Here is a 25,873-nt window from a genome sequence, read left to right as displayed (position 1 = left end):
GGGAGAAGGGGAAGAAGGCCTCGCTCGTGGCGAACATTGGACGCAGCATCGCCCCGTTCGCCGCCTTGCATTCCCTCACCAGACGCGTTCTTGCTATGGCCATGACGGTTGAACTTTCCGCGCCCGAACGAACCGATCCGATCGCGACGCCCGCACCCACCGGCCGGCTGCGGCGCTGGGCGCGGCCGGCGCTGGGGCTGTTGCTGCCGGTTGGCCTCGCGCTGGTCTGGGAGATCGTGGTCTGGCTCGGCCTGTCCAACGGACGGCTGGTGCCGCCGCCGACCAGGATTTTCGCCGCCATTGTCGAACTGGCGCGCAGCGGCGAACTTGCGCGTCATATCGTGGCGACGCTGACCCGCGTGGTCCTGGGCTTCGGCCTCGGCGTGATCGCGGGCACGGTGCTCGGCGCTGTCTCGGGCTACTGGGGCCTGGCGCGCCGGCTGCTCGATCCTACGGTGCAGGCGCTCCGCGCGATTCCGTCGATCGCCTGGGTGCCGCTGTTCATCCTCTGGCTCGGCATTTTCGAAACCTCGAAAATCGTGCTGATCGCGGTCGGGGTGTTTTTCCCGGTTTATCTCGGCGTGATGGGCGCGATCCTGTCGGTCGATCGCAAGATCGTCGAGGTCGGCCGCACCTTCCGCCTTTCCGGGCCGGCGATGATCCGGCGCATTTTGTTGCCAGCGGTGTTGCCGGCCTATGTGGTCGCGCTGCGGGTCGGCCTCGGGCTGGGCTGGATGTTCGTGGTCGCCGCCGAGTTCATGGGCGCGTCCGAGGGGCTCGGCTATCTCCTGATTGACGGCCAGCAGCTCGGCAAGCCGGCGCAGATCCTGGCCGCGATCGTGATCTTCGCCATTCTCGGCAAGACCACCGACTGGCTGATCGAGATCGGCTCGGCGCCGCTGCTGCGCTGGCAGGATGCCTTTGGCCGCCAGAGTGGAGCGGCCTGATGCTGGTGCTGGATCGCGTCGGCAAAACCTATCCCAACGGCGTCCACGCGCTGGAGCGGTTTTCCGCGGAAATCGAACTCGGCGAGATCGTCGCCATCATCGGCGGCTCCGGCTGCGGAAAGTCGACGCTGCTGCGCGCCATCGCCGGCCTCGACCGCGCCACGTCAGGCACTGTGACGCTCGATGATATCGCTATCTCGGCGCCGCATGCGAAAATCGGCATCATCTTTCAGGAGCCGCGGCTGCTTCCGTGGCTCAGCGTGGCCGAAAATATCGGTTTCGGCCTCTCGGAACTGCCCGCCGATACCCGCCGTGAGAAAGTCGCCCGCGCGCTGGCGCGGGTCGGCCTCGCCGACAAGGCCGGTGCGTGGCCGCGTGAATTGTCCGGTGGACAGGCGCAGCGGGTCGCGATCGCGCGTGCGCTGGTGCCGCAACCGGAAGTGCTGCTGCTGGACGAGCCTTTCTCCGCGCTGGATGCCTTTACCCGGCGGGATTTGCAGGACCATCTGCTCGACCTCTGGGCCGATACCCGGCCGACTCTGGTGCTGGTGACCCATGATGTCGACGAGGCCGTGGTGCTGGCCGACCGCGTTCTGGTGATGCGGCCGCGTCCGGGCCGCTTGTTCGAGGAAATCAGGATCAATCTGGCACGGCCGCGCGACCGCCAATCGCCGCACTTCGACAACTTCAAGCGCCGCGTGCTGACCGCGCTGGACCGCTCGCTCGACCGCAACGTGCCCGATGCCGAGCCGAAATCGAACGCCGGCGAAGCGATGTGGTGGTGACATCGGCGCCCCGAGCGATTAAATCCGACACTCAGTTGAAATTCGGGAGAGAAGAAATGGACGCCGCCGAACTCCGCGCCACGCAGGCCCCGATCAAGGACCGCTACAAATCGGACCCGAAAGCCGCTTTCATCACGCTGAAGGCCAAGGGGTCGATCGATAACGAAGGCATCGCCTGCAAGGTCGAGACCGGCCGGGCGCTGGCGGTGGCGGGCCTGCATCCCGCCACTGGCGGTTCCGGCCTCGAATTGTGTTCCGGCGACATGCTGCTGGAAGCGCTGGTCGCCTGCGCCGGCGTGACCCTGAAATCGGTGGCGACCGCGATCGAAGTGCCGTTGAAGACCGGTCTGGTTACCGCCGAGGGTGATCTCGATTTCCGCGGTACGCTCGGCGTCGACAAGGAGGCGCCGGTTGGTTTTGCGGAAATTCGCCTGCGCTTCGACGTCGACACGGCGGCGCCGCAGGACAAGCTCGATCTGTTGCTCAAACTCACCGAGCGCTATTGCGTGGTCTACCAGACCATCAAGAACGGGCCCAAGGTGTCGGTAACGATGCAACGGGTGTGAGTGCACAACTCATTGTCGTTCCGGCGAACGCCGGGACCCATGCGCCGTGTCCTCTCGTTCCAGAAATCGCTGTTCGACGGCTCTCGCGCAACACGAACAGCTGTGGTTATGGGTCCCGGCGTTCGCCGGGACGACATCCTTAAAATGTCCCCCGATCTCGCCTTCATCTTGACGCTCGTTCTGCGCATGGCGATCACCGCTGCGTTCGTGGTATCGGCGTCTTTCATCACCGAGCGTTCGGGTCCGGTGATCGGCGCGCTGGTCGCGACCTTGCCGATTTCGGCCGGCCCATCCTATGTGTTTCTCGCGCTCGATCACGGTGCCGCGTTCATCGCCGAGGGTGCGCTGGCGAGCCTGCCGATCAATGCCGCGACGACGTTTCTGGGGCTGACCTATGTCGTGCTGGCGCAGCGCCGGAGTGCGTTGGTGAGTTTTGCCGGCGCGGCGGCGGTCTGGATTGCGCTTGCAATACTGTCGCGCACCATCCACTGGTCGCTCGCCGGCGGTATCATGGCGAATGTCATAACCTTCGCGATCTGCCTGCCGCTGATGCGGCGCTTCCGCCATGTCAGGATGCCGCTGATCACGCGGCGCTGGTACGATGTTCCGCTGCGCGCGCTATTGGTCTCAACGTTGGCTGCAACGGTTACGACGTTGTCGGGCTGGGTCGGCCCTGACCTGAGCGGCGTCATCGCGCTTTTTCCGGTGGTGTTCAGCAGCATGATACTGATCCTGCACCCGCGCATCGGTGGGCCGCCGACCGCGGCGGTGATCGCCAACAGCGGCTGGGGAATGATGGGGCTCGGCGTCGCGATTGCGGTGCTGCATGTTGCGGCGTCGCGGTTTGGCTCAGTGATTGCGCTCAGCCTCGCGCTGGCAACTTGCCTCAGCTGGAATCTCGCGCTGTGGTGGAACGGGCGGAGAAAGCTCAAGCGCTTGTAAGCCCTCATGGTGAGGAGCGCGTCGGAGTTTATCATCGGGCCGCGCTTCGCGCGGACCCGTTGGCGCGTCTCGAACCATGAGAGCCGCGATGCATCCATCCTTCGAGACGCCGCTTCGCGGCTCCTCAGGATGAGGACCACTCACTGCTTCGGCAATTTCGCCTTCAGCGCATACAGCGCCTCCAGCGCCTCGCGCGGCGACATCTCGTCCGGGTGTAGCGCCTTCACGGCCTCAATCAGCCTTTCCGCCTCGCTCGGCGGCGCCGGCTCGGCGGCGGCGCGCGAGGGGACCGCGAACAGCGGCAGGTCGTCGGCCAGCGCGCGCGTGGTTTGGCCACGGTCCTGCGCCTCCAGCTTTGCCAATACCGATTTGGCGCGGGCGATCACCGCTGGAGGTAATCCTGCGAGTTTTGCCACCTGGATGCCATAAGAGCGGTCGGCCGAACCCGGCAGCACTTCGTGCAGGAACACCACGTCGCCCTGCCATTCCTTGACCCGCACGGTGGCGTTGAACATCCGCGGCAGTTTGGCGGAGAGCGCGGTGAGTTCGTGATAGTGCGTGGCGAACAGCGCGCGGCAGCGGTTGCTCTCATGCAGATGTTCGATCGCCGCCCAGGCGATCGACAGCCCGTCGAAAGTTGCGGTGCCCCTGCCGATTTCGTCGAGAATGACCAGCGAGCGCTCGCTGGCCTGATTGAGAATGACCGCGGTCTCCACCATCTCCACCATGAAGGTAGAGCGCCCGCGCGCCAGATCGTCGGCGGCACCGACCCGCGAGAACAGCCGGTCGACGATTCCTATTCGCGCCCGCGTCGCCGGCACGAAGCTGCCGATCTGCGCCATCAGCGCGATCAGCGCGTTCTGGCGCAGGAAGGTCGATTTGCCCGCCATGTTCGGGCCGGTGATCAGCCAGATCTGGCCGGCCCCCTCCCTACGCTCCCCCGCTTGCGGGGAAGGGTAAGGTGTGGGTACCGGCGACAGATCGCAGGCGTTGGCAATGAACGGCTGGCCGTCGCGCTTCAAGGCTTGCTCGACCACGGGATGGCGGCCGCCCTCGATCGCAAAACCGAGCGAGGTGTCGACTTCAGGCCGCACGTAATTGTCATCGATCGCGAGCTTTGCCAGTGCGGTTGCCACATCAAGCAGCGCGAAGGCGTGCGCGGCGGCGCGCAGGTCCTCGCTGGCGGCCATGACCAGCGCGCACAGCCGCTCGAAGATTTCCAGTTCCAGCCCAAGGGCGCGGTCGCCGGCATTGGCGATCTTGGCTTCGATCTGGCCGAGCTCCGCCGTGGTAAAGCGGGTCTGCCCGGCCAGCGTCTGCCGATGGATGAAGGTCGCTTTCAACGGCGGCGTCATCAGTTTGTCGCCGTGCTGCGCCGTGACCTCGACGAAATAGCCGAGCACGTTGTTGTGGCGGATCTTGAGGCCCTTGACGCCGGTGTCGTCGGCGTAGCGCGCCTGCATCGCGGCGACGACGAGGCGGGAGGCGTCGCGCAGATTGCGGGTCTCGTCCAGCGCGGCCTCGTAGCCCTCGCGGACAAAACCGCCGTCGCGTTTGATCAAGGGTAGTTGTTCGGCGAGCGCGCGCGCGAATTCGCGCCCCAGTTCGCGCGACGGGCGGCGCAGGGCCTCCATGATAGCCGCGATCTCAGCCGGCGGATCGTCAAGCGTGGAGAGGCGCTCCAGCGCCTGGTCGGCGGCAATGATGCCGTCGCGTAATCCGGCAAGGTCGCGCGGACCGCCGCGTCCCACCGATAATCGCGCCAGCGCGCGGGACATGTCGGGTGCGGCGCGCAGCGTGGTGCGGATATCGTCGCGCGCCGAGGTATCCGCGACGAACGCCGCGATTGCGTCGAGCCGCCGCGCAATGGCAGCGCTGTCGGTCAGCGGCGCTGCCAGCCTTTGCGCGAGCAGCCGCGATCCGGCTGATGTCACGGTGCAATCGATGGCGTCGAGCAACGATCCGCGCCGCTCGCCCGCCAGCGTCCGCGTCAGCTCGAGATTGGCGCGGGTCGCCGGGTCGATCGCCATGGTGGTGCCGGCGGCTTCGCGCGACGGCGGCGACAGCGGCGGGCGTTTGCCCACCTGGGTGCGGTCGATATAGGTGACGGCCGCCGCGGCGGCGGTCGCTTCCAGCCGCGACATCGCGCTCAGGCCATCCATGGTGGCGACCGCGAAATAATCGCACAGCCGCCGTTCCGCGGTGGCGCTGTCGAAGACATCGCGGGTCAGCGGCGTCACCGCCGGCAATTCGCGCAGCAAGGGACCCAGATCGGCATCGCCATAGAGCGCGTCGGTGACGATGGCCTCGTTCGGGTTGATGCGGGCCAATGTCGCCGCGAGTTCGCCGGTCGCGCATTCGGTGACGATGAATTCGGACGTGGAAATATCGATCCAGGCCAGCCCGATGCGGTCGGTACCTGCCGATCCACGCGCGCGCGCGATCGCCACCAGATAATTATTGGTCCGCGCGTCCAGCAGCGTGTCTTCGGTGAGTGTACCCGGCGTCACCAGCCGCACCACGTCGCGACGGACCACGCTCTTGTTGCCGCGCGCCCGGGCTGCGGCGGGATCCTCCATCTGCTCGCAGACCGCGACCCTGTGGCCTGCGGCAATCAGGCGGTGCAGATAATCGTCGGAACGCTCCACCGGCACGCCGCACATCGGGATATCCATGCCCTGATGCTTGCCGCGTTTGGTGAGCATGATGCCGAGCGCGCGCGAGGCGATTTCGGCGTCCTCGAAGAATAGCTCGTAGAAATCGCCCATCCGGTAGAACAGCAACAGCCCGGGATTGGCGGCCTTGATCTCGAGGTATTGTTCCATCATTGGCGTGACGCGCGCCGCGGCCTCGGCGGCCGGCGCGTCATCCGATGGCAGGGGAATGGATTGCTGGATCGTCATTGGCTGCGCAAACTACAAAATTTTATCGCCCGGTCCTATCGGTTTGCCGCTGTAATGTGCGTTTTCCACCTCCTCCGCACCGGCATATCCGCCCTCGCGCGAAAGCACCGCTGGCGTGCAGCGATCAATTGACCTTCCGCGAAGGCGCTCCTAAAACTCGCCATCAATTCCAGCCGTTCAGCGCCTAAAACGCGGCATTCAGGGAGAGATTCAATGCGCGATGTATTTGTTTGCGACGCCGTGAGGACCCCGATCGGCCGCTTCGGCGGGGCGCTGGCCAAGGTCCGCGCCGACGATCTGGCGGCCGCCCCGATCAAGGCCCTGATGGCGCGGCATCCCAAGCTCGACTGGGCCCAAGTCGATGAGGTCTATTTCGGCTGCGCCAACCAGGCCGGCGAGGACAATCGCAACGTGGCGCGGATGGCGCTGTTGCTGGCGGGCCTGCCGGAAACGGTTCCCGGCCTCACGCTCAATCGGCTCTGCGCCTCGGGGCTGGATGCGGTCGGCGCCGCGGGCCGCGCGATCCGCGCCGGCGAGATCGATTTCGCCATCGCCGGCGGCGTCGAATCGATGACGCGGGCGCCGTTCGTGATGGGCAAGGCGGCGGAAGCTTTTTCCCGTTCCGCCGATATTTTCGATACCACCATCGGCTGGCGCTTCATCAATCCGCTGATGAAGGCGCAATACGGCGTCGATGCGATGCCCGAGACCGGCGAGAACGTCGCCGAGGAATTCCAGGTGTCGCGCGCCGACCAGGACGCGTTTGCGATCCGCTCGCAGCAGCGCGCCGGCCAGGCCATTGCATCGGGCTATTTCGCCGAGGAGATCACGCCGGTTTTGGTACCCGGCGGCAAGGCCGGACCTGTCACGGTCGACAAGGACGAACATCCGCGCCCCGAAACCACGCTCGAAGGCCTGACCAAATTGAAGCCGATCGTGCGCAATCCCGGCACCGTGACGGCCGGCAACGCCTCTGGTGTCAATGACGGCGCGGCAGCGATGATTCTGGCCTCGGAAGCCGTGGTAAAGAGGCACGGCCTCACCCCCCGGGCGCGGATTCTCGGCCTCGCTTCGGCCGCGGTGCCGCCGCGCATCATGGGCATCGGTCCGGTGCCGGCGACGCGCAAGCTGATGGAGCGGCTTGGACTGAAGATCAGCGATTTCGATTTGATCGAGCTCAATGAAGCCTTCGCCAGCCAGGGCATCGCCTGCCTGCGCCAGCTCGGCGTCAAGGACGATGCCGATTTCGTCAATCCGCACGGCGGCGCCATCGCGCTCGGTCATCCCCTGGGGATGAGCGGTGCACGCTTGGCGATGACCGCGGTGCATGGCATGGAAAAACGCGGCGGCAAGCGCGCGCTGGCGACGATGTGCGTCGGAGTCGGGCAGGGCGTCGCGATGGCGATCGAGAAGCTGAACTAGATTTGCGGACCCCTCATCCTGAGGAGCGGCCCCCTTGGCCGCGTCTCGAAGGATAAGTTGTGAACCTCATGGTTCGAGACGGCGCTGAAGAAGCGCCTCCTCACCATGAGGGAGAAGGCAGGAGCTACTTATGACACTAGCTTATCCCACCGAAAGCAACGCGGCGCATCCGCCGCGGCTGTTCCCGGGTTACCGCAGCACGATCAAACGCTCGCCGCAAAAGCCGCTGATCATCATGCGCCATACGCTGTCGGAACTGACCGGGCCGGTCTACGGCCATGAGACGGTGCGCGAGAACGACGGCGATCTCACCACCCAGCACGCAGGCGAGCCGCTCGGCGAGCGCATCATCGTCCACGGCCATGTGCTGGATGAAGATGGCCGCGGCGTGCCCAACGCGCTGGTCGAGATCTGGCAGGCCAATGCCTGCGGCCGCTATATCCATGTAGTCGATCAGCATCCCGCGCCGCTCGATCCAAATTTTACCGGCGCCGGTCGCGTCAAGTCCGATGCCGACGGCTACTACAAATTCGTCACGGTGAAACCCGGCGCCTATCCGTGGGGCAACCATCACAATGCCTGGCGGCCGGCCCACATCCATTTCTCGGTGTTCGGCCACGCCTTCATCTCGCGGCTGGTGACGCAGATGTATTTTCCCGGCGATCCCCTGTTCGAATTCGATCCGATCTTCAACTCGGTGCCGGATGAGAAGGCGCGGTTGCGGATGGTTTCCTCCTTCGACCTGGAAAACACCCAGCCGGAATGGGCGCTGAGCTACCGCTTCAACATCGTGCTGCGCGGGCGCAATGCCACGCCAATGGAGACGAAATAGTGCAGGGAGTTTCGAAGCAGGGGATTACGCCGTCGCAGACCGTCGGTCCGTTTTTCAAGTATGGGCTGACGCCGGACGGCCAGTACGACTGGAACGACGCCTTCACCAATAATCTCGTCACCCCCGATGCGTCGGGTGACCGCATCAGGATCGAGGGGAGGGTGTTCGACGGCGACGGCCAGCCGGTTCCGGATTGCATGCTGGAGATCTGGCAGGCCGATGCACAGGGCCGCTTCGCCGATCCGCAGGATAAACGCGCGCTGCCGAATGCGACGTTCCGAGGTTTCGGCCGCTGCGGCACCGACCCGAACGGCGGTTACGCCTTCGACACCATCAAGCCGGGCTCGGTGCCCGACCCCGACGGCAAGCCGCAGGCGCCGCATATCCTGCTGGCGGTTTTCGCGCGCGGCATGCTGCTGCATCTCTACACCCGGATCTATCTCGACGGCGAAGCGGCCAACGCCGCCGACCCCGTGATGGCGCTGGTACCCGCCGATCGCCGCGCCACGCTGATCGCCGCGCGACAGTCGGGCAACGGCAACGCGGTCTATCGTTTCGACATTCACCTGCAGGGCGACAACGAGACGGTGTTTTTCGACGTGTGAGGCTCGCCGTCTATCAATGTCATGGCCGGGCTTGACCCGGCCATCGATCTTTTTTTGAAGAAATTTCGTACGAAGATTGATGGATACGCGGGTCAAGCCCGCGTATGACACCATCTGGCCGTAGCGCGCGGCCTCGCTTCATGGGGGATCGGTGATAACAGCCCCGTTGCCGCCGACAGTGAATGCCGACTACCTCACGGCTGCGCTTCCCAAGGCCGGCGTGCTCGGCGAGGGCTGCGTGCGCGACGTCGTCGTGGAGCGCTCGTTCGATACCCTGCTGTCGCATATTTTCCGGCTTCAGCTCCGTTACGAGGGCCCGGTCGGCGGGCCGGAATTCCTCATTCTCAAAGCGGGGCTGGCGGATCGTCCGGGCGGTCCGTGGAAAGGGGGATGCCAGGAAGTGGCGTTCTATAGCCAGGTTGCTGCCGCGATGTCGGATCATCTGGTCCCGCGCTGCTTCGACGCCCATTGGGACGCCGAAACCAGCGCGTGGCATCTGCTGCTGGAAGATCTTACTGATTCGCACCTCGCGGCCACGCGCTGGCCGTTGCCGCCGACACTGCAGCAATGCGAAAGCATCGTGCGGGCGCGGGCGCGCTTTCATGCCGCGTGGTGGGACGATCCGCGTCTCGGCGTCACCATCGGTTCATGGCAGGATGTCACAACGCAGGCTCAGCAACTGCAACAGTTTACCGAAAATCTGGCAGGGTTCACCGAACGCTACGGCGACCGTCTTTCGCCGGGGCGCCGCGATCTCTATGCGCGGCTGATTGACTGCGAGCCGCGGCTGCAGATGCGGTACCGTTCCCATCGCAACATGACGATCGTCCAGGGCGATTCGCATGTCTGGAATTGCTTCCTGCCGCGCGACGGCGCGAAGGACGATGTGCTGCTGTTCGACTGGGATAGTTGGCACGTCGACACCGCTTCCGACGATCTCGCCTACATGATGGCGATCCACTGGTATCCGGAGCGCAGACGACTGGTCGAACGGCCGCTGCTGGACTGCTACCATGCGGCGCTTCAGGCCTGCGGCGTCAAAGATTATACCCGCCGCGAACTGGAAGACGACTATCGTTTGTCGGTGCTGTGGAACATCGCGACGCCGGTGTGGCAGGAGGCCAACGGCATCCCGCCGGTGATCTGGTGGAATAATCTGGAGCGGATTTTCATGGCGGTCGACGATCTCGACTGCCGCGAACTGCTTTCCTGAAATTACGTTGCTTCCGTCATCGCCGGACTTGACCCGGCGATCCCTCCACTTTGGAAAAGACATCTCGCGAAGATCGATGGATGCCCGGATCAAGTCTGGGCATGATGTCGCCTGTGCGGCGGAACAGCGGCCGCAGCTACTCGATCACAGCATGTTCCGGCGCCGCCGACTGACTGCGCAGGGCGGCCTTGGTCGAGCCGATCATGATCGCCAGCGGAATGGCGCACAGCGTGAACAGCATCACCATCTGATAATCCTGCGAGAAGGCGATGATCTGCGCCTGCAGGCCGATCATGACGTCGGCCATGGCGCGCCCCGCATCGGTGCCCATGTTGATCATGCCGCGTACATTGGGCATCTGCATGGCATGGTTGAACGGGGTGACGTGCTCGTTCAATACCGCGTAGACGCGGCGGCCGCCTTCCGTCAGTTGTGCGATGACCACCGAAATGCCGATCGAACTGGCGACGTTGCGCATCAGGGTCAGCATTGAAGTGCCGTCGGTGCGCAGATGGTTGGGCAGTGTTAGGAATGCCACCGTGCTCAGCGGCACGAACACCAGCCCGAATCCGAACCCCTGTACGATGCTCAGGGTTACGATTTCGGACACGCCGGTCTGGTCGGTCCAGGCGGTCATGTAGAACAGCGAAAGGCAGGTCAGGCTGAGGCCGCTGATGATCAGGGTGCGCGCCTCGATAAATCGCATCATCCGGCCGACCAGCATCATCGCCACAAAGGTGCCGCAGCCGCGGCTCGCCAGCAGCAGGCCCGCGGCGATGATCGGATAGCCGATCACGTTCTGCAGATAGGGCGACGACAGCGCCATGGTCGAGAACAGGACGAGGCCCATGACTGCCATGAACACGCAGCCGCTGACGAAATTTCTATCTTTGAAAATCGCAAACTGAATGAACGGCTTGTCGGTCGTGAACGAATGCGCAAAGAAATAGTAGAAGGCGGCGATCGAGACGATGAACTCGCCGATGATTTCATTGGATTCCAGCCAGCCGAGCTGTTCGCCACGGTCGAGCGCGATCTGCATGGAACCGATAGCGACCGCGAGCGCGGCAAATCCGAACCAGTCGAAGCGTAGCTCGCGATTGGTCTTGGTCTCGTCCATGAAAACGAGCAGCCCGGCCACCGTGACGATGCCGAACGGGATGTTGACGAAGAACACCCAGTGCCAGGAATAGGTCTCGGTCAGCCAGGCGCCGAGCGACGGCCCCATGATCGGGCCCATCATCACGCCCATGCCCCAGATCGACATCGCCTTGGCACGCTCATGCAGTGCGTAGGAGTCCAGCATCACCGCCTGCGACAGCGGCACCAGCGCCGCGCCGAACACGCCTTGCAGCAGCCGGAACAGCACCATCTGGTTGATGTTCTGCGCCACCCCGCACATCACGGATGCGATCGTGAAGCCCGCCGAGCAGATCACGAAGATCCGCTTGCGCCCGAAACGGTTGGCGATCCATCCCACCGGCGCGGTCATGATCGCGGCGGCGACGATATAGGAGGTCAGCACCCAGTTGATCTGGTCCTGCGACGCCGAGAGGCTGCCCTGCATATAGGGCAGCGCGACATTGGCGATGGTGGTGTCCAGCGCCTGCATGATGGTCGCGGTCATGGCGCAGATCGTCACCATGTTCCGGCGCAGGCCGGGAACGGCGATGGGCGCGGCGGCCGTCGTGGTCATGCTCGGCTAGTCCTGGTCCGCCACCGCCGGCGACAGGCCGAGCAGGGCTGCGAGCGAACGGCGATGGCCGGTGTCGATCGTGGTGTAGGCGCTCATCCCGGCCTTCAGCTTCTGGACATATTTGTCATTGCTGTCGAAATAGATTCGCACCGGCACCCGCTGCACCACCTTGACGAAGTTGCCGGTAGCGTTCTGCGGCGGCAGGATCGCGAATTGCGCTCCGGTGCCGGGGCTCAGCGAACCGATGGTGCCCTTGAAGTCATGATTGGGAAAGGCATCGACGTCGATGTCGACCTGTTGTCCCACCGTGACATAGGTGAAATCCGATTCCTTCAGGTTGGCATCGACCCAGGGCTTTGCGGTGTCGATGACGCTGAACACCGGCGTGCCGGCAACGACGAAGCGGCCGAGTTGTATCTGGTCGACCTGGGTCGCGATGCCATCGATTGGCGCGCGCATCTCGGTGTGATCGAGATTGCGTTCGGCCTGGCCCAGTGCAGCCTTGGCCAGCACGTAGGGTGGAAATTGCTCAAGCGGCAGGTCAACATTGCCGAGCAACTGGGTTTTGGCACTGGAAGTCTGCTGCTTGACGAATGCGAGCTCTGCATTCGCGGTAACCAGGGCCGTGGAGGCGTTGTCGAGGTCGAGTTGCGAGCCGAAACTGCTCTTGGCCAGCGTTGATTTGCGATCGACATCGCGCTGTTTCAGGTCGACGCCCTGCTTCATGAGGTCGGCCATCTGGTCGTAAATCTTGATGTTGGCCCGCAGATTGTCATAGGTGGTGCGGGCCTGGTCGAGCGTGGCCCTGGCCTGCTGCTCGGCGAGGCGGAACGGTATCGGGTCAATCTCGAACAGCACGTCGCCTTTGTTGACCCGCTGCCCTTCCCGCACCACGACCTTTTCGATCTTGCCGGAAATATCGGGCGTGATCAGCACTTTCTGGGCGCCGACATAGGCGTCGTCGGTGGTCACGTAACGACCGCCGTTGAGATAGAAGATCAGCCCGGCGATCACAGCGACCAGCGGCAACACCACGAGCAACAGCACACGACGGTAACGCCGCATGCCGGCCAGCAGCCGGCGGCGCGGCTCCGCGGCGACTTTCGTCCTCGGCGTGGCTGCCGGATTGCCCTTCTGCTCGGGCGGAAATTTGAGGACCGGTTCAGCCATAGCGCTGCTCTTTCTTGGGAGGCTCTCCGGCCGGGTTCTGAATCGCATTGCGTACGTTTTCCTTGATGGCTTCGAGTTGGGTGAGCAGGCGGTGGGCGTCGGCGGGATTGATGCCCTCGAGCGCGGTCGCCGTGAGTTCGGAACGCAGCCCGCTCAGCTTGCCCAGCAACGGGCGCGCGGCCTTGCGCAGATAAAGTCGGTTGACGCGGCGGTCGCTCTCGTCGCCGCGGCGTTCGATCCAGCCGTTGTCGCAGAGACGATCGATCAGCCGCGTCGCCGTGATCGGCTGCATTTCCATCTGTTCGGCGAGTTCCGACTGCTTGAGACCCTCGGTGCGTTCCACCTTGGCCAGAACCGCCCATTGAGCGCGGGTAATACCGTAGCGCGCGGCCTGCTTGTCCGCATAAGCGCGCACCAGCCGCTGTAATTCGCCGAGCGTAAACAGAAAGTTTATATCCACAGAACCGCGCATCCGGATCGTCTCCATAAGCTTGCGATATAATAAGCTAGCTCATGAATTAATTATGGCAGCTTAATGGGAGGGCTGCCCCGCGGAGAGCACATGGCTCGAATCGCAATTTTGGAGAAACCTGCCGGACGGGATTGGGGAACGTCCGCCAAAATGCTACAGATCGCCGTAGATGACCCTGACCAGACCGACATTTCCGGCGCCCGATCACGACCATAACCGCTGCGCGGCGGACGCGATCGATCATGCCGAGCGGGTCTGCGAGCAGCGGGCGCAGAAATTCACGCCGATCCGCCGTCAGGTGTTGCTGGCGCTACTGTCCAGCCACCGTCCGCTCGGCGCCTATGAAGTGATCGATGAACTGGCGAAATCGATGCCGCGGCCGGCGCCGATCACGGTGTACCGCGCGCTCGAATTCCTGATGGAAAACGGCCTGGTCCACCGCATCGAAAGCCGCAACGCCTTCCTGGCCTGCGCGCATGACCATGATGCGGCGGCGATGGTGGCGTTTTTGATCTGCGAGCGCTGCGGTTCGGTCGGCGAGATTCCAGCCCTCCCGGTGGCGCAAAGCCTCAACGCCGCCGCGCGGGCCACCGGCTTCGCGCCGAAATTGTCCGTCGTCGAAATCACCGGAACCTGCGCGCACTGCCAAAAATAACAACACGGCGCCAGGCCGGCCGCGAGGATACATGTCGTCAAATCGAGTGAACCCATCGGCCGAGCGTCCGCTCAGCCCGGGCGCCGTCGCCCTGATGCTGATGCTGTGCGTGAGCTGGGGCTTCAACCAGATCGCGGTCAAGCTCGCTCTCCCCGACATTCCGCCGATGCTGCAGGCGATGATCCGGTCCGTCGGCGCGTTGCCGGTGCTGCTGTTGATTGCCCGGTTTCGCGGCGTGAAGATCTTTGAGCGCGACGGCACGCTCGGCGCCGGCCTGTTCGCCGGCCTTCTGTTCGGCATCGAATTCGTGCTGATCTTTCGCGGGTTGTTGCTGACCTCGGCGTCGCGCGCGGTGGTGTTTCTCTATACCGCGCCGTTTTTCGTGGCGCTGGGCTCCTACCAGTTTCTCGGGGAACGGCTGCGTGCGTCGCAATGGGGCGGGCTGGCCCTGAGTTTCGCCGGCGTGGCGCTGGCGATCGGCGTCCCCCAGCCCAATGTCGATGCCAATGTGCTGTTCGGCGACCTCCTGATCGTCGGCGGCGGCGCGATGTGGGCCGCGACCACGCTGATCGTGAAGGCGACCCCGCTGCTGCGGGCCCCGCCCGAAAAGGCGCTGGGCTACCAGGTGGCGTTGTCGATCCCGATTCTCGGGCTGGCGGCGTGGCTTTCCGGCGAAACCATTACCCGGGTTCCCGGACCGCTGGCGCTGTCGCTGATGGTCTATCAGGCGATCTGGGTGGTCGGATTGACGTTTTTGATCTGGTTCATGTTGGTCAGGACCTATTCCGCCAGCAAATTGTCGGCTTTTACCTTCATCACCCCTTTGTTTGGCGTGGTGGCTAGCTATTTGATCATGCATGACACCCTGACGCTGGCGTTCGGCGCCGCGGCCGTGCTGGTGATTGCGGGGCTTTATCTGGTGAACCGACCTGGTCCAGTGGTGTCCGAACTCAAGGTCGTTGCAAATCCAACGAACCTTTAGACCCAGGTCGTCCTGTCATACAATCAGACAGCTCGAAGAAGATCTTTGGCTTGCTGCAGTGCTGTTCTGGCCAAGGAACGGAATTGGTCCTTGATGGACAATTGGGCAATCGCGCTGTTCACGAACGCTGGATTAAGTTTATCGATCACGTCAAGCGTGGTTTGAACTTCGGCGCGATAGGATCGAAGCGCGGCGATGACCGAGTCTGTGTGCTTTTCGGCCGCCGCGGCGATATCGAAAATATCCCGCGGCTTTATGCTGGATCCCCGATAATAAATCTTTTTGGCAATGATCTCTGGAATGGTTTCCAGCAGGGTTGCTTCGCCTTCAATGACGGTCTGTATCGGCGGAGATGAGGTCATTGCGTGTCCGACAATAAAATCGATCTCTCCGACGTCCTTGAACGCCAATTTCTGAAAGCTTGCGCCGTCGCCATCATAAGCGGTCGGCCAAATCTCAAATTTGAAATCGCGTTTTTGAGGATCAAGGAATGCAAGCAACTGTGGATCGGACAGAAAAATGTCGACGTCGTGACTCTCGCGATGATCGATCTGGAGCATCATCGCCGTGCCCCCGCCAAGCGTCCAATAATCAATAATGGGTTGATCTGAATTAACTTGTCGAATGAGTGCGCGCGCGATCCGGAATAGCCGCGCCCAATCCGCCTGTCCGCCGGGGGAACTCAAGCGGCGAGCGGGTAGCTTTCCCCCGAATACATCGCGAAGGCCTTCGCGGCGGCTGAAAGCTGGGGTTCGGTGATATTGAACATGGCGGCAAAACCGACCTGCAGGGCCGGTTTGACCTCACCGAAGAACGACGACATATGGCCTGGCACGGCCTTCGCGGCAGCCGCGTCCAGCAAACAATGAGCAAGCTCCGGCGCGGTTAGCTTTTTGCTATACGGCGCATTTACCGTTGTTAAAACAAGTGCGGGACTCATCTGCGTCACTACCGTCGGATGATCTCTTCGTTTCTTTTAGATCGGGTTCATTTGACCCTCTGTCAACGGAATGTTCGAAGTCCTGCGGGCAAATGAAAAAATCGTCTATTTCTCAGTATCTTAACAAAGAACGGAAACGTTCGGCAATGGCCGGTTTCCGCCAGCAAATTGTCGGCTTTTATCCTTATCAACCCTTTGTTTGGCGTGGTGGCTAGCTATTTGATCATGCATGGACGCCGCAGCACCACGGCTCCGTGTTCCGATTGATCCATTGCTGAACGTCACAAAAACCTGATACTTGAGACCCATGAACAAGCCAGTCAAACCACCCCAGAACGACGTCGCCGGTCCCAAGGCCCGGCATCAAACCACCCAGGTCATGGTCGGCAATGTCGCCGTCGGCGGGGGCGCGCCGATCGTGGTGCAGTCGATGACCAACACCGACACAGCCGATGTCGCGGGAACCGTGGCGCAGGTCGCAGCTTTGGCGCGCGCCGGCTCCGAGTTGGTGCGGATCACGGTCGACCGTGACGAAGCGGCGGCCGCCGTGCCGCATATCCGCGACGAATTGCGCAAGCGCGGCATCACCACGCCCTTGATTGGCGATTTCCATTATATCGGCCACAAGCTGCTGGCGGAGTATCCGGCATGCGCCGAGGCGCTCGACAAATATCGCATCAATCCCGGCAATGTCGGTTTCAAGAACAAGCGCGACACGCAATTCGCCGACATCATCGAGATCGCGAACAAGAACAACAAGCCGGTGCGGATCGGCGCCAATTGGGGTTCGCTGGATCAGGAACTGCTGACCAGGCTGATGGACGAAAACGCGAAGCTTGCAGAACCGAAGGATGTACGGGCGGTGACCCGCGAGGCGATGGTGCAGTCGGCGCTACTGTCGGCGGCGCGGGCCCAGGAACTCGGCATGCCCAAGAACAGGATGATCCTGTCCGCCAAGGTTTCTGCGGTGCAGGACCTGATCGCGGTTTACCAGACCCTCGCCGAACGTTCGGATTACGCCATCCATCTCGGCCTCACCGAAGCCGGCATGGGATCGAAGGGCATCGTCGCTTCATCCGCCGCGCTCGGCATTTTGCTGCAGGACGGCATCGGCGACACCATCCGGATTTCACTGACGCCGGAGCCGGGCGGCGATCGCACCCTGGAGGTGCAGGTCGCGCAGGAACTGCTGCAGACCATGGGCTTCCGCACCTTCGTGCCGCTGGTCGCGGCCTGTCCGGGCTGCGGCCGCACCACCTCGACCACCTTCCAGGAACTGGCGCGCTCGATCCAGGATTTCATCCGCGACGAGATGCCGGCGTGGAAGACGCGCTATCCCGGCGTCGAGGAGCTCAACGTCGCGATCATGGGCTGCATCGTCAACGGTCCCGGCGAATCCAAGCATGCCGATATCGGCATCTCCCTGCCCGGCACCGGCGAAACCCCGGCGGCGCCGGTGTTCGTCGACGGCAAGAAATTCCGCACCTTGCGCGGCCCCAACATCGCCACCGAATTCAAGGCGATGGTGATCGACTATATCGACCAGCGCTACGGCGCGGGCGCGGCGGTTCCTGCTGAAGCGGTGACGGCGGCGGAGTAGGGCGCTGCAATCGCAGGTCCTCATCCTGAGGAGCGCGCTCCCGCGCGCGCCTCGAAGGATGGATGCATCGGCGCTCTCATGGTTCGAGAGCGCGCCAACGGGTCCGCGCGAAGCGCGGCCCGATGATAAACTCCGACGCGCTCCTCACCATGAGGGTCTGGCACCGTCGTAGTCCGGATGGAGCGCAAGCGAAATCCGGGCTTTCCCTCTCGTCGAACGATCTTTCCCGGATTGCGCTTCGCTCCATCCGGGCTACGATGATCCCAATCAAGAATGATCGGGAGAACGCGCATGTCTTCGCTCGCCAGCAAGCAAGGCCCCCGCTATCGGCACACCGCCGACAGCACCGAGCCTTATGAAACCATCGGCGTCGAGAAGCTGACCCCGATCATCGGCGCGGAGATCTCGGGCGTCGATATCGGCAGGCTGGTTTCGGACGAGGCGCGCTCGAACCGTCAGATCGACGAGATCCATCGCGCGCTCGCCGAAAATCTCGTGATCTTCTTCCGCGACCAGCACATCACGCCGCAGCAGCATCTCGCCTTCGGGCGCAAGTTCGGCGAACTGCACATCCATCCCGCCGCGCCCCACGAGGGCGACGATCCGGCGCTGATGAAGATCTATGCCGACAAGGATTCACCGCGCGTCAACGGCGAGGGCTGGCATACCGACGTCTCCTGCGACGTCGAGCCGCCGATGGGCTCGATTCTCCACATCAAGCAGTGCCCGCCGAGCGGCGGCGATACGCTGTTTGCCAACATGTATGCGGCTTACGAATCGCTGTCGGAGCGGATGAAGGCCTATCTCGACGGGCTCACCGCGCTGCATGATGGCGAGCCGATCTACCGCGGGCTCTACGCCAATTATGGCGTGGCCGACCGGCCGGCCTATCCGCGCGCCGAACATCCCGTGGTGCGCACGCACCCCGTGACCGGCAAAAAGGCGCTCTATGTCAATAGCGGCTTCACCCGCCACATCGTCGGCGTACCCCAGGACGAGAGCGCCGCGATCCTGAAATATCTTTACCAGCACATGGAAAATCCACTGTTCCAGTGCCGCTTCCGCTGGAGCGAGAACGCGATTGCGTTCTGGGACAATCGCTGCGCCCAGCACCGCGCGCTGTGGGATTACTGGCCGCACACCCGCGCCGGCACCCGCGTGACGGTAAAGGGCGAGCGGCCGGTGTGAAGGGCGTAAAGTGTAGGGTGGGTTAGCCGAAGGCGTAACCCACCGCGCCCCGTGAAATCGGCGGGTTAGGGCTTCGCCTAACCCACCCTACAGCCCGCGTTGACGGCCCTCTCCGCCTGCGCCAAGCTTGGGCCAAAGCAATAACGAATCCCGGAGGAAACCCATGCTCCGCGCCGAGGACAACAAGTTCCTGACCGAAAGCGGTTCGGGCACGCCGATGGGCGAACTGCTGCGCCGGTTCTGGCTGCCGGTCTTGCTGTCAGAGGAACTGCCGGATGCCGACGGGCCGCCGAAGAAGATCGTCGTGATGGGCGAGGAGTTGCTGGCGTTCCGCGATTCGCGCGGCGTGGTCGGCGTGATCGATCAATATTGTCCGCACCGCGGCGCCAATCTCTGGCTCGGCCGCGTTGAGGAATGCGGCATCCGCTGCGTCTATCACGGCTGGAAATTCGACACCGACGGCGCTTGCGTCGACATGCCGACCTCCTATCCCGACCTCAATGCCAAGGACCTGATCCGGATCAAATCCTATCCGGTGCGCGAATGGGGCGACATGATCTGGGCCTATATGGGTCCCGCTGAAGCAGTACCGGAATTGCCTGACCTGGAGATGGCGCTGGTGCCGGCCTCGCACCGCTACGTCTCCAAGAAGTGGCAGGACTGCAACTGGGTGCAGGCGCTGGAAGGCTCCATCGACACCGCGCATTTCACCTTCGCGCACCTGAGCTTCGACAAGGACGAGGACGAGGTGCTCGATATCAAAAAGCACTTCGTCAATCCGATCGCGCGCATGAACGTCGATCACATGCGCTGGATCGCCGAGGACCCGCGTCCGGTGATCAAAATCAATCCGCATGACGCTGGCCTGACCATCGCGGGCGGCCGGCTCACCGACAGCGACAACATCTATTGGCGCATCGCCCAATACCTGATGCCGGTGCATGCCTATGCGCCGAGCGCGATGCCGGGCGAGAGCATTTTCGGCCAGAGTTTCATTCCGGTCACGGATACCAAATGCTGGATCTACACCTATGCCTGGAATCCGGAGCGGCCGCTGACGCAAGCCGAGCGCGATGCGTACGACCGCGGCAACGGCGTGATCTCGGAGGTCGACGAAAATTACGTACCGCTGCGAAACAAGGCCAACGACTATCTGATCGACCGAAAGCTGCAGAAGACCAAAAGCTATACCGGCATCAAGGGCGTGTCCGAACAGGACGCCGCGGTGCAGGACAGCCAGGGGCCGATCGCCGACCGCAGCCGCGAACATCTCGGGCCGACCGATCTCGGCATCATGCACTTCCGCAAACTGGTGATGGACTGCGCCCGCGCGCTGCAGCAGGGCCACGCGCCTTCGCACTTGGCACATCAGGACCGCTACACCGTGCGCTCCGGCGCCTGCGTGACGCACCGGGAAAAGGATTTACCGGCGGTCATGGTGGAGCGGTTCGGCGACGCGACGGGGTTCGTCGGGCGGCGGCGGAATGCGGCGGCGGAGTAGGGGCCTTATTTTTATCGCGGGTCGTCCCTGCGAACGCAGGAACCCATAACCACCGGCGTGAGTTGTTACCGAAGGCGTCTGCCTCCATGCTTGATCGAGAGGGCACGGCATATGGGTCCCGGCGTTCGCCGGGACGACCCGTGTGGGTGCATTCGCGCTCGCAAGTCTTTCTTTACAGCGGCACCTTGCGATATTCGCGGTTGGCGAGGCTTGCTTCCTCCAGATCGAGGTCGCGTTCGATCCGCCGCCTGACCTCGTCGGTGATCTTGCCGTCGCGCAGCAGCATGTGAATGAATTTCCGCTCCGACGCGATCAGTTCCCGCGTCAGGTCAATGCCCGCCGCGGAGACATCGTCCGCATACGGATTAAGCGAATCCGGTAGCTGGTTGATCCGGGTCTCATGCCGCGCCCGCAGCAGCCTGACCACTTCGTCGGACAATTCGCGGTCGCTGGTGATGGCATCGAGCGACTTCAGCGCCACGCCGAGCGCCTCGCGCCGCGCCGCGATTTCCGACTCGTGTTCCGCCAGATGTTCGGCGCGGCCGGCTTGCGCCATGCCGAGCGCGCGGACCACCGACGGCAGACCGAGCCCGAGTCCGACCAGGGTGATGAAAATGACGCCGAAGCTGACGAACAGAATCAGGTCGCGGTATGGAAAGGCCTCGCCGTCCGGCAGCGCGAACGGCAGCGCCAGCGCCGCGGCCAGCGAAACCGCGCCGCGCACGCCGGTGAAGGCGAGCACGAAGGTCCACTGCCACGGCGGCGCCGGATCGCGTTCGCGCAGCCGCTTGCTCAACAGCCGCGGCAGGTAGGTGGCGGGAAACGCCCAGGCGAAGCGCGCCACGATGATGATCACGGTGACCAGCGCGATCGCGAACAGGATGTTGTGCAGCGGAAACGCCTTCGATGCCTCGAATAGCGAGCGAATCTGGAAGCCGGTCAGCAGGAACAGCAGGCCCTCGATCAGAAAGATCACGAGGTCCCAGAAGAAGATGCCCTGCAGCCGCGTCGCCGAAGAAATCAGCAGCGGCCCGTTCCAACTCATATAGAGCCCGCAGGCGACGGTCGCGATCACCCCGGAGCCGCCGAAATGCTGGGGGATCCAGTAGGCGATGTAGGGCGTAATCAGCGACAGCGTGATCTCGATCTGCGGATCCCGCGCGCGGTGGCGCGCCCGCAAGCTGAGCCAGCCGACGGCCGCGCCGAACAGCATCTCGCCGGCGACGATGGCGACGAACGTGCCCGCCGCCTTCGGCAGCGAGAGCATGCCGGTCGAAATCGCCACCAACGCGAAGCGATAAAGAATCAGCGCGGTGGCGTCGTTCGCCAGTCCCTCGCCCTCGAGCACGACGAGGATACGACGCGGCAGGCCGAGCTTGCGCGCAATCGCCAGCGGCGCCACCACGTCCGGAGGCGCGACAATGGCGCCGAGCAAAAAGCCGACGGTCCACGGCAGCCCGATCAGGTAATGTGTCGCGGCGGCGACCGCGAACGCCGTAAAAATCACGCAGCCGACCGCCAGCAGGATGATCGGGCGCAGGTTCTTTTTGAATTCGCGCCAGCTCATGGCGACGCTGGCCGAATAGATCAGCGGCGGCAAAACCAGCAGCAGCACCAGTTCCGGCGGCAATTCCAGCGACGGCATTCCCGGCACGAAGGCGAGGACGATGCCGGTCAGCAGCAACAGGATCGCCGGGGCGACGCTGATCCGCCGCGCCAGCAGGGCGGTTCCCGCCAGCACCGCCAGCAAAATCAGAAAGATCTGGAACGTGGCTTCCACGATGTCGAATTCCTGTGCCGGGCCAATTTGCCCGGACCGGCGGCAACGTCAATGCCGCGGAATTGCCGTGGCTATTCCCTAAGATCGTAGCGGTATGACTTCGAGACGATTTGCCAGCCGTCTTTGAGTTTCATCGCCACCAGATAGTCGGTGAAGTAGCGCGGCGGCAACTGGCAGCGCACCTTGATGAAGGCGGTGGATTCGTCGGAGCGGTCGATGGTGACGATGAAGTCCTCGCGCGGCTTGCCCTCGGATTTGGCGGAGGGCCGTTTTCTGACCCAGCCCATCCAGTTCGGTACCGTGAGGACCTTCAGCTCGCCCTTTTCCACCCACCGCAGGTCGGCAGAGGGATGGAAAATGGCGCCCAATTTGTCGGCATCGCCCTCGTAGAGCCCGTCGAAATAATGCTGGACCACGGCTTCGACGGTCGATCGGTCATGACTCATTGGTTGGTGCTCCCTGTTTCCTGTCATTCCGGGGCGCGCGAAGCGCGAACCCGGAATCTCGCGCTAGTGACTTCTGGATTCCGGGTTCGCTCGTTTTACTCGCGCCCCGGAATGACGACTGGCGTCGTCACATCAAAAACACGCCCTTGCCGTCGACCTGCCTGTCGAACAGTTTGTAGGCTTCCTCCGCCTGATCGATGCTCCAGCGATGGGTAAAGAGCTTGTCGACGTCGATCCCGCGCTCGACCGAGAATCGGGCGCAGTCGGCCTGGATGATGTTGGAGAACGTCCACGACGCCACCAGCGTCAATTGCCGGCGCAGCAAATGCGGGCTGACGTCGATATGGACGTCGCCGCCCTCGCCGACGAAGCACATCGTGCCCCACACCTTGGTGGAGCGGATCGCATTCAGCCGCGCATCCGGATTGCTCGAGGTGTCCAGCGTCAGGTCCGCATAACGCCCGTGGGTGATATCCCTAATCGCGGCGACCGGATCGTTCGAGCCGGGATTGATGACGTCGTCGGCGCCGAACGCCCTGGCGCGCTCCAAACGCTGTGGGCTGATGTCGAGCGCGATCACCTTCGCGCCCATCGCCTTGGCGTATTGGGTGGCGGCGAGCCCGACCGGCCCCTGGCCGAAAATCGCGATCGTGTCGTTGCCCGAAAGGTTCATCCGACGCAGCGCGCTGTAGGCGGTCCCGGAGCCGCAGGCGATCGCGGCACCGGCCGAGAACGACAATTCGTCGGGCAACGGCACCAGCGTGTTGGCGGGCACCTTCAAGTAGTGCGCGTGGCCGCCATGGGCGTTGTTGCCGTAGACCTTGACCGGCACCTCCTGGCAGAGCTGCTGCCATCCGGAGCGGCAATGGTTGCACTGGGTGCAGCCCTGATAGTGATGCACCATCACACGTTGGCCGACACGCGCTTCCCTGGCTTCGACGGCGGAGCCGACCGCGACCACGACGCCACAGGGTTCGTGCCCGGCGATCACGGGACCGTCCTTCATCGGAATGCCGGTCGCCTGGGTCTGGCCTTTGGGGCGGCGGTATTGATGCAGGTCGCTGCCACACATGCCGGACGCCTTCATCGCGATGACGACGTCATGGGCATCCGGGGTGGGGTCGGGGAACGCCATCAGTTCCAGCCCGCGTTCGCCCGTGAATACAACGCCGCGCATGGCTTCCTCCGCTTGTTTTTGCTTGTGGCCTGATATTGGACGGAAAAACGTGATCCGCAAAGGGCGAACCGGCGACGGGTTGGCACGACCCAAAGAGAGGAAGTTCCGTTTCCCGCTGTGCCTCGGCGGCTGATGCGCGCCGCCGTTTCGTGATCTGGCTCACAAGGCTTTAGCGTCGGTATCTGGTAGGCAGGCTGCGATGCTATAACGACGATAGTTCCGGGAGCGTCATGATGAATTCGCCTGGATCTCCAAGATTGCGCCGATTTTCATTCTGTCGGTTTTTGCTGGCCGCCGCGCTGCTGCTGGTGTGCCAGGCGGCATCAGCCGAAAAGCGCGTCGCGCTGGTGCTTGGCAATTCCGCCTATCAGAATGTGGCGCCGCTTCCGAACCCGGTCAATGACGGCGCGGTGATCGCGGCGACGCTCAAGGACGCCGGTTTCGATGTCGTGGACTCACGCCACGACCTGCCGGCGGCGGAGACGCGCCGCGTGCTGCGCGACTTTGCCGACCGCGCGCGCGACGCCGATATCGCCGTGGTCTATTACGCCGGTCACGGCATGGAGGTGGACGGCACCAATTACCTGATCCCGGTGGATGCGAAACTGGAACGCGACACCGACGTGTTCGACGAGGCGTTCTCGCTGGACCGCGTGCTGCTGGCGATTGAGCCCGCCAAACAACTTCGGCTGGTGATCCTCGACGCCTGCCGCGACAATCCGTTCGCCGGGAACATGAAACGCACGGTGGCATCGCGCTCAGTCGGTCGCGGCCTCGCCAAGATCGAGCCGGCGAGCCCGAATACGCTGATCGCCTATTCTGCCAAGGCCGGCTCGACCGCGCAGGACGGCAACGACAAAAACAGCCCGTTCACGATCGCGCTGGCAAAGCACCTGACGACGCCGGGGCTCGATGTGCGCCGGGCATTCGGATTCGTGCGCGACGACGTGCTCAAGAGCACGGGCAATCAACAGGAGCCGTTTGTCTATGGCTCGCTCGGCGGCGACGACCTGCCGTTGGTGCCGGCCAAACCCGCGCCCAAGAGCTCTGCACCGTCCACACCCGCGCCCAATCCGCAGGCAGAGGCACGCCGCGACTACGAACTGGCGCTGCAGGTCGGCAACAAGGACGCGCTGAACGCTTTTCTCGCGCAGTACCCGGACGGTTTTTACGCAAACCTCGCCAGGATCCAGCTGGCCAGGATTGCCGCGGAGGAAACCCGCGTTGCGGCGACCGAAAAGTCGCGGCTCGCCGAACAGGAACGGGCGCGGCTTGCCGCCGAGGGTGCGCAAAAGGCACAGCAGGCCAAGGCCGACGCCGATGCCAAGGCCGCCGAGCAGGCCCGATTGGCAGCCGAGAAAGCCAAGGAGGCGGCGCAGCAGCAGGCCGCCGAGGCCGAACAGAAACGGGCTGCCGCCGAAACCACGACGGCCGACAAGGCACAAGGGGCGAAAGATGCGACCAACCTCGGCTCGCTGAACCCGTCGCCGCCGCCGGCCGATCTCGCCAAATCGGTGCAGACCGAACTGCGCCGCGTCGGCTGTCTCACCGGGGATGCCGACGGCGAATGGAACGCGGCCTCGCAGCGCTCGCTGGCGCTGTTCAACCGCCATGCCGGAACCAAATTCGACGTCGAGCTGGCAAGTCTCGATGCGCTCGACGCGATCAAGCTGAAACCGTCGCGGGTCTGTCCGCTGGTCTGCGAGCATGGCTTCAAACCCGACGGCGACCGCTGCAGCCGAATCGTCTGCGCCGAAGGCTCGATCCTCAATGACGATAACGAATGCCAGAAGCGCCGCGCGAAAACGCCGACCGCCAGGCGTGACACTTCCGACCGCCCCGAGCGCGCGGCGCGGGACCGGCCGAGGCCTGAGGCCGCTCCGGCCAGGCCGCAGGCCTCGGGCCAGATCGTCTGCGACCAAGGCGGCTGCCGCCCGGTCGCGCGCGGCTGTCACCTCGAATTCAGAACGACCGCGCAAGGTGGCCCCCGCGAAGGTGGCGGCGGCAACGTGCAGATTTGCAGGTGAGCGGCGCGAGGTACGATGCCCGCA

At 63.7% G+C, this 25,873-nt stretch carries 23 protein-coding genes; 14 read left to right on the top strand and 9 right to left on the bottom strand.

The features are described from left to right. The first annotated feature begins 95 nt into the window (after positions 1-95). From B5527_RS39635 to B5527_RS39620, 4 genes are all read left to right on the top strand, one after another. Positions 96-947, top strand: coding sequence for an ABC transporter permease (locus B5527_RS39635; protein WP_079606336.1), 852 nt, complete (start codon positions 96-98; stop codon positions 945-947). Then, the gene (locus B5527_RS39630) at positions 947-1,732 is read left to right on the top strand and encodes an ABC transporter ATP-binding protein (RefSeq protein WP_079606335.1); all 786 of its coding nucleotides are present in this window, start codon (positions 947-949) and stop codon (positions 1,730-1,732) included. Before B5527_RS39635 ends, B5527_RS39630 begins: the two co-directional genes overlap by 1 nt. 56 nt (positions 1,733-1,788) lie before the next feature. Continuing rightward, complete coding sequence (locus tag B5527_RS39625; RefSeq protein ID WP_079606334.1) at positions 1,789-2,298, top strand: OsmC family protein; 510 nt, start codon at positions 1,789-1,791, stop codon at positions 2,296-2,298. Between the two features lie 144 nt (positions 2,299-2,442). After that, positions 2,443-3,240, top strand: coding sequence for a hypothetical protein (locus B5527_RS39620; RefSeq protein WP_079607861.1), 798 nt, complete (start codon positions 2,443-2,445; stop codon positions 3,238-3,240). Between the two features lie 140 nt (positions 3,241-3,380). On the opposite strand, the gene mutS is transcribed toward B5527_RS39620, so the two are convergent. Then, entirely contained in the window at positions 3,381-6,143 is a 2,763-nt protein-coding gene (gene mutS / locus B5527_RS39615) for a DNA mismatch repair protein MutS (RefSeq protein ID WP_079606333.1), read from the bottom strand. Positions 6,144-6,356: 213 nt separating this feature from the next. Here mutS and pcaF point away from each other — a divergent pair, with 213 nt between their 5' ends. The 4 genes from pcaF (at position 6,357) to B5527_RS39595 (ending at position 10,215) form a co-directional block, all read left to right on the top strand. After that, entirely contained in the window at positions 6,357-7,565 is a 1,209-nt protein-coding gene (gene pcaF / locus B5527_RS39610) for a 3-oxoadipyl-CoA thiolase (protein ID WP_079606332.1), read from the top strand. Positions 7,566-7,695: 130 nt separating this feature from the next. Beyond that, positions 7,696-8,397, top strand: a complete 702-nt coding sequence (gene pcaH, locus B5527_RS39605; protein WP_079606331.1) for a protocatechuate 3,4-dioxygenase subunit beta — start codon at positions 7,696-7,698, stop codon at positions 8,395-8,397. Then, positions 8,397-9,002: a protocatechuate 3,4-dioxygenase subunit alpha gene (pcaG, locus tag B5527_RS39600; protein WP_245332429.1), complete on the top strand. Its 606-nt coding sequence runs from the start codon at positions 8,397-8,399 to the stop codon at positions 9,000-9,002. The genes pcaH and pcaG overlap by 1 nt, the downstream gene beginning before the upstream one ends. A gap of 151 nt (positions 9,003-9,153) precedes the next feature. Beyond that, positions 9,154-10,215 (top strand): aminoglycoside phosphotransferase, encoded by a 1,062-nt coding sequence (locus B5527_RS39595; RefSeq protein WP_079606329.1) that lies wholly within the window; start codon positions 9,154-9,156, stop codon positions 10,213-10,215. A 136-nt stretch (positions 10,216-10,351) separates the two neighbouring features. Here B5527_RS39595 and B5527_RS39590 read toward each other — a convergent pair whose 3' ends face one another. The 3 genes from B5527_RS39590 to B5527_RS39580 are packed head-to-tail and all read right to left on the bottom strand — an operon-like array spanning position 10,352 to position 13,568. Beyond that, on the bottom strand, positions 10,352-11,911 hold the full coding sequence (locus B5527_RS39590) for an MDR family MFS transporter (protein ID WP_079606328.1): 1,560 nt from the start codon (positions 11,909-11,911) through the stop codon (positions 10,352-10,354). A gap of 6 nt (positions 11,912-11,917) precedes the next feature. After that, positions 11,918-13,081 carry an HlyD family secretion protein gene (locus B5527_RS39585; protein WP_079606327.1) on the bottom strand — a complete coding sequence of 388 codons (1,164 nt, stop codon included), beginning with the start codon at positions 13,079-13,081 and terminating at the stop codon, positions 11,918-11,920. Beyond that, positions 13,074-13,568 (bottom strand): MarR family winged helix-turn-helix transcriptional regulator, encoded by a 495-nt coding sequence (locus tag B5527_RS39580; RefSeq protein WP_079606326.1) that lies wholly within the window; start codon positions 13,566-13,568, stop codon positions 13,074-13,076. The genes B5527_RS39585 and B5527_RS39580 overlap by 8 nt, the downstream gene beginning before the upstream one ends. A 154-nt stretch (positions 13,569-13,722) precedes the next feature. Here B5527_RS39580 and B5527_RS39575 point away from each other — a divergent pair, with 154 nt between their 5' ends. Together B5527_RS39575 and B5527_RS39570 are read left to right on the top strand one after the other, a co-directional pair. Continuing rightward, the gene (locus tag B5527_RS39575; protein WP_079606325.1) at positions 13,723-14,208 is read left to right on the top strand and encodes a Fur family transcriptional regulator; all 486 of its coding nucleotides are present in this window, start codon (positions 13,723-13,725) and stop codon (positions 14,206-14,208) included. Between the two features lie 31 nt (positions 14,209-14,239). Continuing rightward, positions 14,240-15,190, top strand: a complete 951-nt coding sequence (locus tag B5527_RS39570; RefSeq protein WP_079606324.1) for a DMT family transporter — start codon at positions 14,240-14,242, stop codon at positions 15,188-15,190. Positions 15,191-15,213: 23 nt separating this feature from the next. Here B5527_RS39570 and B5527_RS39565 read toward each other — a convergent pair whose 3' ends face one another. Both B5527_RS39565 and B5527_RS39560 read right to left on the bottom strand, forming a co-directional pair. Beyond that, a complete protein-coding gene (locus B5527_RS39565) occupies positions 15,214-15,876 on the bottom strand; it encodes a nucleotidyl transferase AbiEii/AbiGii toxin family protein (RefSeq protein WP_079606323.1) in 663 nt (220 codons plus the stop codon). Beyond that, positions 15,873-16,130: a hypothetical protein gene (locus tag B5527_RS39560; RefSeq protein ID WP_079607860.1), complete on the bottom strand. Its 258-nt coding sequence runs from the start codon at positions 16,128-16,130 to the stop codon at positions 15,873-15,875. The genes B5527_RS39565 and B5527_RS39560 overlap by 4 nt, the downstream gene beginning before the upstream one ends. A 307-nt stretch (positions 16,131-16,437) precedes the next feature. Here B5527_RS39560 and ispG point away from each other — a divergent pair, with 307 nt between their 5' ends. The 3 genes from ispG to B5527_RS39545 all read left to right on the top strand — a co-directional run bounded on the left by ispG (position 16,438) and on the right by B5527_RS39545 (position 20,419). After that, on the top strand, positions 16,438-17,730 hold the full coding sequence (gene ispG / locus B5527_RS39555; protein WP_079606322.1) for a flavodoxin-dependent (E)-4-hydroxy-3-methylbut-2-enyl-diphosphate synthase: 1,293 nt from the start codon (positions 16,438-16,440) through the stop codon (positions 17,728-17,730). Between the two features lie 291 nt (positions 17,731-18,021). Beyond that, positions 18,022-18,918 (top strand): TauD/TfdA dioxygenase family protein, encoded by an 897-nt coding sequence (locus B5527_RS39550; RefSeq protein WP_079606321.1) that lies wholly within the window; start codon positions 18,022-18,024, stop codon positions 18,916-18,918. A 163-nt stretch (positions 18,919-19,081) separates the two neighbouring features. After that, entirely contained in the window at positions 19,082-20,419 is a 1,338-nt protein-coding gene (locus B5527_RS39545; protein WP_079606320.1) for a Rieske 2Fe-2S domain-containing protein, read from the top strand. Between the two features lie 172 nt (positions 20,420-20,591). On the opposite strand, the gene B5527_RS39540 is transcribed toward B5527_RS39545, so the two are convergent. The 3 genes from B5527_RS39540 to B5527_RS39530 all read right to left on the bottom strand — a co-directional run bounded on the left by B5527_RS39540 (position 20,592) and on the right by B5527_RS39530 (position 23,822). Continuing rightward, entirely contained in the window at positions 20,592-22,199 is a 1,608-nt protein-coding gene (locus tag B5527_RS39540) for a Na+/H+ antiporter (protein ID WP_079606319.1), read from the bottom strand. A gap of 71 nt (positions 22,200-22,270) precedes the next feature. After that, positions 22,271-22,645 (bottom strand): nuclear transport factor 2 family protein, encoded by a 375-nt coding sequence (locus B5527_RS39535; RefSeq protein WP_079606318.1) that lies wholly within the window; start codon positions 22,643-22,645, stop codon positions 22,271-22,273. A 127-nt stretch (positions 22,646-22,772) separates the two neighbouring features. After that, positions 22,773-23,822, bottom strand: coding sequence for a zinc-dependent alcohol dehydrogenase family protein (locus B5527_RS39530; protein ID WP_079607859.1), 1,050 nt, complete (start codon positions 23,820-23,822; stop codon positions 22,773-22,775). 233 nt (positions 23,823-24,055) lie between these two features. On the opposite strand from B5527_RS39530, the gene B5527_RS39525 reads away from it, so the two are divergent. Then, entirely contained in the window at positions 24,056-25,849 is a 1,794-nt protein-coding gene (locus B5527_RS39525) for a caspase family protein (protein WP_079607858.1), read from the top strand. The last annotated feature ends 24 nt before the right edge of the window (positions 25,850-25,873 follow it).

It is taken from the genome of Bradyrhizobium erythrophlei, assembly GCF_900129425.1.
In the GTDB taxonomy this organism is placed as follows: Bacteria; Pseudomonadota; Alphaproteobacteria; order Rhizobiales; family Xanthobacteraceae; genus Bradyrhizobium; species Bradyrhizobium erythrophlei_C.
This window is presented reverse-complemented; position numbering and strand designations above follow the sequence as displayed.